This is a genomic window from Flavobacterium gillisiae, from assembly GCF_900107635.1.
GTDB lineage: Bacteria > Bacteroidota > Bacteroidia > Flavobacteriales > Flavobacteriaceae > Flavobacterium > Flavobacterium gillisiae.
On sequence record NZ_FNRD01000018.1, the window covers coordinates 38,940 to 48,680 of the forward strand.

Genomic DNA, 9,741 nt, shown 5'->3' on the forward strand with positions numbered 1-9,741 from the left:
GATTTGGAAATTTTTTATACTGAGATTCTGAATTAGTCTTCATAGTGAAATAATTATTCAATAAAAAAACCCGTTATGAAGATTTCATAACGGGTAGGGATGCATTCATTGTATTAACTAAATATTGAATTATCTCCCAAAATCATCTTGAAGACGTACAATGTCCTCTTCATCTGATGGCTGATTCAAGTCTGTATGTTGCCAGATCTCTGCCACAATACCCCACGAATCTAGTCCAATTAATCGATGTCTTTCTCCTTTATCCATTTGTATAAAAGCACCTGAACTAAGTTCTTGAATCTCGCCTTCTTCATCTGTCAAGCTTGTTTTTACTCCTACTTTTCCTCCAATGATTTTCCAAATTTCAGATCTTCTAAAATGATATTGCCAAGACAATCTTTTATTAGGTGCTACAACCAGTATTTTAGGACTCAGTTTATTGGTGATTTGTATTTGTGACATTTCAAGATTCGGAAAAAATAATTTTGCAAAAGCACTCGCTTGATCTTCTTCTATTACAAAAAAACCGCCCCATGGTCTTGTCATATCTTGTTGAACAATAGTGAAATTTTGGTCTTTTATAATGGCAGCAACTCTTTCAGAGATTGCATTTTTATCCATAGTACCGTCTAAATTGAAATTCATTTTAGCTGTGTATTTTAAATTTTAGTATTCTCTTTTATTACTTGATATCCCAAAGCAGTTAAATATGTCGCGGCATTTTGCATCGCATCCTCAGTAGTCACGCCCATTTCCATAATAGAATGAATAGTTGAAGGATGTAAATTGTCCTGAATAAGTTTTTTATCTTTTACAATTCCCGCTATAATTGAAAAGGGAATTTTATTTTTAAGGGCTCTTTCGCTAATACCTTTGATTACTTTACCTTCGATTGTTTGTTTGTCAGCAGAACCTTCTCCAGTAATAATTAAGTCAATATTGTCTTTTAATAGAGCGTCAAAACCGGTTTGTTCCATTACAAAATCAATCCCAGATTTTATTTTGGCATCCAAGAAACAAACTGCTCCTGCACCTAAACCGCCTGCAGCTCCCGCACCTTCAATAGTTTCTACTTTTTTGTTAAGGTATTTTAGAACTTGATTACTAAAATGTCGAAGTCCCATGTCTAATAATTGAATCTCTTCTTCTGATGCGCCTTTTTGACTCCCGTAAACATAAGCAGCACCATTTTTGCCGAACAATGGGTTTTTGACATCACATACTACGGTGCAGTTGATTTCTTTTGGATTAAATAATAGATTACTATCCGCAATTGTATCAATATGCAATAGCTCCTTGCCAATAGGATTTATGAGTTCTTTTTTTGAATTATAAAGCTGATACCCCAAAGCGGCTGCCATACCTATTCCTGCATCATTTGTAGCGCTTCCGCCAATGAATAATACAATGTTTTTATATCCTTTTTGAATGGCATTAAGGATGAGTTGTCCAGTACCAAAAGTAGAAGTATAGTAACAGTTTTTTTCGTTTTCTTCTAATAGCTGTAGTCCGGAAGCATTTGCCATTTCAATATAAGCAGTGTTTTCAGACACCTTATAAGTAGCTTGGATTTCCTTAAACAAAGGATTCATCACTTGGATAGTAATGGTTTCCAGTTTGAAATAATTCTGCAATATATCCAAGGTTCCCTCACCACCGTCAGCCAGCGGATGTTTTAAGGTTTCTATTAACGGATTCGCTTTTTTAATCCCGTCTTCAATGGCGTTACAAACTTCCATGGCAGACAAAGAACCTTTAAATTTATCTGGTGCGATTAAAATTCTCATTTTGTAATTTTTTAGTTCGTGTATTTAGCAGCAACTGAGATTAAAAAAAGCAGCACAATTCGTTTCCTCCTCATGCCGCCACATTAACCAACTCAATGTATTTTATGGATTGAAATACTAGAATATCAATCTATTTTATCGATGCTAAAATGTCTGGAAGTGCAAATGATAACGCAAGTATTACAATGAAGAATGCAGCTAATATCAACACATCTTTAGAGTATAGATCTTCTTTACGGACGCTAAACACAATATTGGTATCCGTATTCTTTTCTGTTTTATAGATTGCGCTAAATACTAACGCTAAAACGAAAGTGATAATAAAACCGGTAAGGTTAAACCAAATCCAGAAAATATCATCAAAAAAGTATTTGATTGTAACATTAATCAAAACACCTCCAATGATTCCCACATTCATTCCAATGTAATTTACTCTTTTTACTAAAATAGCGATAATGAAAGTGGCCAAAATAGGGCCGTAAAATTGTGACGAAATCATATTAATCAATTCAATCACAGTTCCTCCATTATTCCCAAAAAGATAGGCAGAAGCGATACAAACAAAGCCCCAAAAAACAATCGCTATTTTAGAAAATTTCATGTATTTAACTTGGCTTAATTTTACTTTACCTCTGTTAAAAAGATCTTCTACCGTTACCGCTCCCAAGGAATGGATTGTAGCACTCACTGAGGACATTGCTGCCGATAAAATTCCTACAATCAAAATCCCAATCAAACCATGTGGTAAATATTTCATGATAAACACCGGCAACATCAAATCAGGTTTGATTCCGTTTTTTAAGAATTCCTCTGGGTAATGTTGTTTTGTTACCGCAGCGATTTCATTCATAAAATCAGGTGTTAAATTTACCAACGCTCCAATAATTAAACCCATTATACAATAAGTCAATACCACTGGAAAACGCAGCAATCCATTAGTCAATAATATTTTCTTAGAAGCATTTTCATCTTTTGCAGATATTAATCGTTGTGCCTGAGTTTGATCTGTTCCATAATAAGACATGTATAAAAATAAACCTCCTAAAACCATTGGTAAAAGTCCGTAAGTACCTCCATCAAATCCTAGATTAGGAATGTCAATTACTTGTAAACGTTCGCTATCAAAACCTGTGAAATTTGGATTTGCTTTTAATAAATCCCATCCAAAATAAATACAGATAAGCAAACCTCCAAAAAGGATCACCATTTGAATAGCATCGCCCCAAACCACCGCTTTCATTCCGCCCATATAGGAATAGACGATAGTTATTATGGTAATTAAAATAATGGTATAATGAAAACTAATATTCAATACCGATTGCAAAATAATGGCAATGGTATAAACACCTACACCTGTCGATAAAGACCTACTTATTTGAAAAACAGCACTCAGGATAATTCGAGTAGAGGTTGAAAATCGTCTTTCGACAAATTCATAAATACTTACAATATTGGCACGGTAAAGTGGTGGAATTATTATTAAAATGATACCAATCATCGCTAATGGAACGGCTAATTCAAATGTTAACCATTTCATTCCGCCTCCTTGCGCTAGACCAACAAACGCTGGAGCCGAAATAAAACTGATTGCCGAAAGCTGGGTTGCCATTGCAGATAAACTCAACGGAAACCATCCCATACTTTTTCCTCCAAGGAAATAATCCTTTGCATCTTTGTTTTCTTTAAATAAGAATCCTAATCCTAAAAAAGCAATTAAGTAAACAATAATAACAGTGTAGTCTAACCAGTTCATAATGATTGTTTTTTAATTAATTATTCAGCATATCCAAAAACAAGGCAGCGCTCCATGAGAAATTGCCTCCTCCGTAACCTTTTGCTCCTTCTGTATATTCGGATTTTCTAGCGTCAAAATACTCATAGAATCCTACTTTTGTTAGTATTTCGATACTATCTGCTTTTACTCTAGCGGCAATTTCATCATAGCCATAATCCTTTAAACCATTGTATAAAATCCAGTTTAAGTTAATCCAAACGGGTCCTCTCCAATATTTTTTTGGATTGAAACGTTCACTTGTTGGGTCGAATGAAGCACATAAGTACATATCGCCACCGCCAAATTTAGTCATCATCGTATTAATGATTTTCGCAGCTTGTTCCTTACTCGGGATTCCCGCAAACAAAGGGGAGAAAGACGACGAACTTACAAAACGGATTGGCTTTTCGTTTCTTAAATCATAATGAATATAAGCGCCTAATTCAGCATCATATAATTTTTCATTAAAAGTACGAATACTTTTTTCTTGCCATTTTTTCAGTTGTGCAACTTTATCCTCGTTACCGCCTATTAATTGGTACAAGTTAATCAATGAATCATTCGATTTAATCAACATCGAATTAAACAAAGGATCTTGAACTAAAAACGGAGATAGCTCCGCTATTTTTGCATCATCATAATTATGCTCTTTTGCTATTTCGATAATATGTAAATAATGATCGTATTCACGGTTAGACGGTCTTTGTGATGCATCAACGTGCGTAGTATCTCTTCTTTCAAAAGTATATTCTGGGGGGTTCATTGTTAACCAAATATCATCCCATATAGGGGAATTATCCGTGCCTGATTCCCAGTTGTGGTAGATGTACACTAAACCTTCATTTTGAGGATCTCTTTTAGTGTAAAAATAATTATGGTTGTCGTAAACTTTATCAATATTTTCTTTGATGAAGCTTAATACATCTGCTTTGTCGGCCCCAATTTCATACATTTTTTCTAATGTAAAACCTAAAACGGGTGGCTGTGTCATTCCTGTCGAAGGATATGCGTCATTTGATTCAGGATGTAATTTTGATAAATGAAAATCACGTCCTGGAAAATAACTATCTGTTTCAACATGAAAAACAATATGCGGAATAAATCCGTTCCCCCATTGTGAATTCAAGAGTGTTTGCATTTCCTTTTTGGCTTTTTCCATATCATAATGGGCAAAACCAATAGCTATAAATCCGGAATCCCATTTCCATTGGAACGGATATAAACCCTTACATGGTATAGAATATCCTTTTTCTTGGAAATTACCATCTAAAATATTTTTGGCTTCTGTAATTAAGTCTTTTTCCATGCTGTTATATTTTAAAAAAAGACACCTTGATAAATGAATACCAAGGCATCCTAGGTGTTATTGTTTTAGAAAGTAAATGTTAAGTTCATCAAAGCAGTTCTAGGAATAATAGGTCTTCCTACAAAGAATTGCTCGTCTGTTTGATTGTCACCTAATCTTGGTGAACCTTCAGTAATTCCAGCCGAGTTAAACAAGTTGAACGATTGAGCTCCTACTCTAAGTGTTTCATCGTCTTTTCCAACATTGAAAGTATATCCTAAACTTAAATCAACAATTCCAAAACCTTTTAACTCAACTGTATTTGCGTCATTTGTGAATTTATCACCAGCATAGTTGTAATCAAAATTGGCATCGAAGTTTGATTTGTCATAAGACAATCCCAATTTTGTCATTACATTAGGTTGTCTTGCTAATTTGTTACCTACAAAAGCGGGGTTGTTTTCAGATTTAGTCAATTCATGTTTTTGGTAAGTAAACGTTCCGTTAAATGCAAAACCGTCGATGAATTTCCAATTCCAAGTACTTTCAATACCATACGATTTGGTGTCTTGTAAATCTACTTTTTCAATAAATCCACCGAATCCGTCATTCAAAAATGCAATGTTTCTTCTATCAGATAAGTTCAGAGAGAAAAGCGCTGCAGTTCCTGAAAAACTTCCTTTACCGTATTTAATACCTGCCTCACCTTGAATAATATTCTCAGGAGAATAAGTAGAATGAGCTCCAGCAGCATTGATTTTTACCGAACGTAATTCTGGAAAGAAATAACCTTTAGAAAAGTTACCATAAACACTAGTACTTGTGCTTATTTTGTATAGAGCTGCCATTGAAATTGCAAATGCATCTGTAGAAACTTTTGCGGTTTGATAAGCTCCAGTTCCCCATGTTACATTTTCAATCTTAGCATTTCCTGCGAAAGTGCTCATTTTAAATTGGGCTGTTTTTTCGTTTTGAATAGTTCCAGAAGCTGTTTCATGTCTGATACCTATATCAAAATTCCATTTGTCTAATTTGATTTGATCTGTTAAGAAAAAAGCCAATTTGTTACTGGTAACATTTTTGTTAGAATATCCAGCTCCTCTATTAGTTACACCATCTACAGTATAACCAGAAAGGTTAACTAACCCTGGACTATTGCTGTATTCACTTAAATAACTTGAGGTAACATTCATATCTCCTGCAGAAGCTCTAGACATAAATGTCCCCGCCGTTACAGTATGAACTCCCATTTTGTTAATCAATTTAATCTCAGATACCAATTCATCTAATGGACGAACTCTATCTAATATTCTGTTTTCGAATAAAAGTGCATCTGCCGGCAAAGCTGCGCCGTTTAGCGTTGTAAAATTACCTGCCGTTATATTTCTTGCTGCTTTGTATTCAGCTTGTGTTTCAACGACTTTAGGACCAGTTAATCCACTTCCGTCTAAGAATAAATTAAACTGGTGCTTGTAATTCGATTTTCTAATTTTAGCATCAATAGAGAAATTATCAGAAAAATCATGAACGAAATTCGTCATAAAGTAACCTCCTTTTGTAGCAACCCCATCTCTAATATTAGTTTTGAAAATTCCATCAGGAGTAGCATAAGAAATATTTGCCGCTGCCGCTGTTTGCAAAGTCACGATTTCGTTACCATCATTTCCAATAGGTCTAGATCTACTTCCGCCTTGTAATGGGTAAGGTAAAAAGAATTGTACTTTGTCGTCAATCACTTGTCCTGAGAATGTAATTGTGCTTTTTTCAGTTACTTTTTTTACATTAGCGCGAATTTGATACCCTTCAGTAGGTAATCCTGTTTTTATAGGCCCTTCATCATAACGGTAAAAACCGGTTACAGCATAGAATAAATTAGAATCTTTTCCTCCTAATTGTCCGCTAGATAAAAAATCAGCTTTGTATCTAGAATTAGTTCCTACTTCAGTCTTTAAAATGTTTTTTGGAGTAGTTGAACCTGTTTCACTTGTATAGTTAATAATACCTGCTACAGAACCTGCACCATATAATACTGACGAACCACCACGAATGAATTCTAAACTTTTCATTCCTATATCAGTTCTAAAGTAAACATCATGAGCAGAGGAGTTCAATCCGAAAGTTGATAATACTGGCATTCCATCGATCTGAATAGGATTAAACTGGAATTGTCCTCCTGAAGGTAAACCTCTTACAAACACATTAGATCCTACTTCACCACCACCATTTTCAGTAGTAATTCCAGGAACACTTCTCAAGATATTAGCCTGACTACTTGTGTTTAGTTTCGTTAAATCTTTAGCACTGAAAGAAGTAATCGAAACAGGAGTTTCTTTTTGTGAACGCTTAACCGAAGTTCCTGTTAAAACCACTTCATCTAATGTCTCGATACTTTCTTTTAAAATAAAATCTACAGTTACATCTCCACTAAAATTAACCGTTTTAGTTTGAGCAAAGTAACCGATGTAAGCAATTTTTACTTTTTGCTCACCTGTTAACTTAGAAGGGAATGAATAATTTCCGTCCATGTCTGTGGTTGTTCCTTCTTGAGCACCTACAACTACCACATTAGCCATTGGGACTGGATTGTTTTTTTCATCCTTCACCGTTCCTTTAACAGTTGTTTGAGAATAGGAAACAGTCCCTATTAACAACAAGAATACTTTTAAATATTTTTTCATTTTGGTTGAAATTAAATTATGTAATTGGTTTATTTTTCTGCTAAGCTATATCGTTTTCAATGCTTTAGATGTTGAAAATTCGCTTAAAAGAACCGCAAACGTTTGCGGTAACGTTTGCAATCAAAATAAAATTAGTACTTTTGCTATTATATCAATAAAAAATGCGCAAAAAAAATATTGTTACCCTAAAAAAAATGGCTTTTGATTTAGGATTATCCATTTCAACGGTTTCGCGTGCACTAAATGATCATATTGACATCAGTGAAGAGACAAAAGAGAAAGTGAAAGCGCATGCTAATAAAGTAAAGTATGCTCCTAATTTATTTGCCAAAGGTTTTAGATCGCATAAATCAAATATAATTGGGGTTATTATTCCCAACATCGAACATCAATTTACGGCTACCTTATTAAAAGGGATTATTTATAATGCAGACTTAAATGGGTATAAGGTTATTATATGCGAATCCTTTAATAATGAACAAAAACAAGCGGAACTGCTAGAAACGATGGTGCAATTTGGTGTCGACGGTGTTCTATTGTCCCTAGTGAAAAAAAATACTAATGTTGATGATATTCTCGACATGATGCAACACATTCCGCTGATTCTTTTTGATAGGATTTCTGCAAAAGTACCTTGCACACAAATTGTTATTGATGATGAGGACGCTGCCTTTAAAGCTGTTGAACATCTTATTAATACCGGCAAAAAAAGAATTGCCATCATTAAAGAAACCGAAAGTTCCATCCTATCTGAAAAAAGATATGCGGGCTATTTAAAAGCTTTAAAAAAGTACGGGATTACTTTAGACGAAAGTCTAGTTATGAGCTGTGAAGACCTTACTATTGCTGAGGGTAAAAAACTTGCAAAGGTTTTAGTTGGTTTACAGCATAAGCCAGACGCAATATTTGCGATTACTGACGAAGCAGGGATAGGAGCAATACAAGTTTTGAAAAAAAACAAAATAAAAATTCCCGAAGAGATTGCAGTCGTCGGATTTAGTAATTCAGTTTACTCGACAATCATCCAGCCTAAACTTACAACGATTGATCAACCCGGAAATAGAATTGGAGAGATAGCGATCAAATATTTAATTGATGAAATTAATAGTGATAATGAAATCAGTTATAAAACGATTGAAATTAAAACTAATTTGATTGTTAGGGGTTCTTCTTTTAAATCCTTAAAAAGGAATAGCTTAGCTTAGTCCGTATGGGAGCTTAGGAGGCATGTTTTTTAGTATATTTGATATACTATGGAAAACAGTTTTCAAAAACCAAGTAAAAGACTTCGTTCGGGGGCGGGAGTATAAAAAATTATGAAAAAAACCACAAAAAACTTTTTAGTTACAATTGCGTTTGTGCTTGCCGCGGTAATTGTATTTTCTTTCACAATGAAGGGTTCATTCAACCAACAATCAACCAAGGACGGAATTGTTGGTTCATGGGTTTCCGATAGTGACTCTAATAGTATTTGGGTTTTTTCATTAGATGGTAAATGCAAAAGATACTATGCAAGTAAACTTTTGAACACATCTGATTTCATAATTACAAATACGTCTTGTGGAAATAAAATTGATTCGGAATATGAATACTTAAAATTGATAAAAAGTACAGGGAAAATATATTGCTATGCAATAAATGGTATTACTCAAGTAGGTAATGATACATATTTATCAATAGAATACAATGGAAACCCAACACCAATGCTGTTTAAGAAACAATGAGTATGACACATTATCGATTTATACAACAATCTACTAATGTTCCTTTCTCATACATTTCCTTGGGTAATGATTCTTTACTACTAATTACAAACATTGGTAATGTAACTGATAAATATTTTGTAAATTAAATTGCTCTCAAACCAAAAAAGTCTAGTTTTTCAAGCTAGACTTTTTTTAAATTCTTATTTTTTTGGATTATTTCAAATGTTCCAGCATATCCACCGTCATGGTCTCCAAGTCATCTTTATGATTCCAGTTCCAATCTGTTCTGGCGTCACTGTCATCAATGCTTGCAGGCCAGCTATCAGCAATTTTTTGAAGGAAGTCCGGTTTTTTATCAATAATAATTGTGATCTTCATGTATAAATCAAGAAAAAAATAACGTTAGGAAAACTTATAAAGAATATTTTTCTTACATTAGCAAAAGCTACACAAATAAAATAGCTTTCTTTTAACCAGATAATTATGATAAAAAAACTACTTACCCCCCCCC

8 protein-coding genes are annotated in these 9,741 nt (G+C 34.0%); 2 read left to right on the forward strand and 6 right to left on the reverse strand.

Features of this window, described 5'->3' with window-relative positions; translation table 11 throughout:
* Positions 1-129 precede the first annotated feature (129 nt).
* The 5 genes from BLV35_RS18635 to BLV35_RS18655 form a co-directional block, all read right to left on the reverse strand.
* Entirely contained in the window at positions 130-645 is a 516-nt protein-coding gene (locus tag BLV35_RS18635) for a cupin domain-containing protein (RefSeq protein ID WP_245712111.1), read from the reverse strand.
* A 14-nt stretch (positions 646-659) separates the two neighbouring features.
* Positions 660-1,787, reverse strand: coding sequence for a glycerate kinase (locus BLV35_RS18640; RefSeq protein ID WP_091093799.1), 1,128 nt, complete (start codon positions 1,785-1,787; stop codon positions 660-662).
* Positions 1,788-1,917: 130 nt separating this feature from the next.
* Entirely contained in the window at positions 1,918-3,540 is a 1,623-nt protein-coding gene (locus BLV35_RS18645) for a sodium:solute symporter family transporter (protein WP_091093802.1), read from the reverse strand.
* A gap of 16 nt (positions 3,541-3,556) precedes the next feature.
* Positions 3,557-4,867, reverse strand: a complete 1,311-nt coding sequence (locus BLV35_RS18650) for an amylo-alpha-1,6-glucosidase (RefSeq protein WP_091093805.1) — start codon at positions 4,865-4,867, stop codon at positions 3,557-3,559.
* Positions 4,868-4,932: 65 nt separating this feature from the next.
* The gene (locus BLV35_RS18655; RefSeq protein WP_091093808.1) at positions 4,933-7,524 is read right to left on the reverse strand and encodes a TonB-dependent receptor; all 2,592 of its coding nucleotides are present in this window, start codon (positions 7,522-7,524) and stop codon (positions 4,933-4,935) included.
* Between the two features lie 161 nt (positions 7,525-7,685).
* Between BLV35_RS18655 and BLV35_RS18665 the strand changes: the two genes are divergently transcribed.
* Both BLV35_RS18665 and BLV35_RS18670 read left to right on the forward strand, forming a co-directional pair.
* Positions 7,686-8,729 carry a LacI family DNA-binding transcriptional regulator gene (locus tag BLV35_RS18665; protein WP_091093813.1) on the forward strand — a complete coding sequence of 348 codons (1,044 nt, stop codon included), beginning with the start codon at positions 7,686-7,688 and terminating at the stop codon, positions 8,727-8,729.
* Positions 8,730-8,840: 111 nt separating this feature from the next.
* Positions 8,841-9,248 carry a hypothetical protein gene (locus BLV35_RS18670; protein ID WP_016991323.1) on the forward strand — a complete coding sequence of 136 codons (408 nt, stop codon included), beginning with the start codon at positions 8,841-8,843 and terminating at the stop codon, positions 9,246-9,248.
* A gap of 195 nt (positions 9,249-9,443) precedes the next feature.
* Here BLV35_RS18670 and BLV35_RS19360 read toward each other — a convergent pair whose 3' ends face one another.
* Complete coding sequence (locus BLV35_RS19360) at positions 9,444-9,608, reverse strand: hypothetical protein (protein ID WP_176980660.1); 165 nt, start codon at positions 9,606-9,608, stop codon at positions 9,444-9,446.
* Positions 9,609-9,741 lie beyond the last annotated feature (133 nt).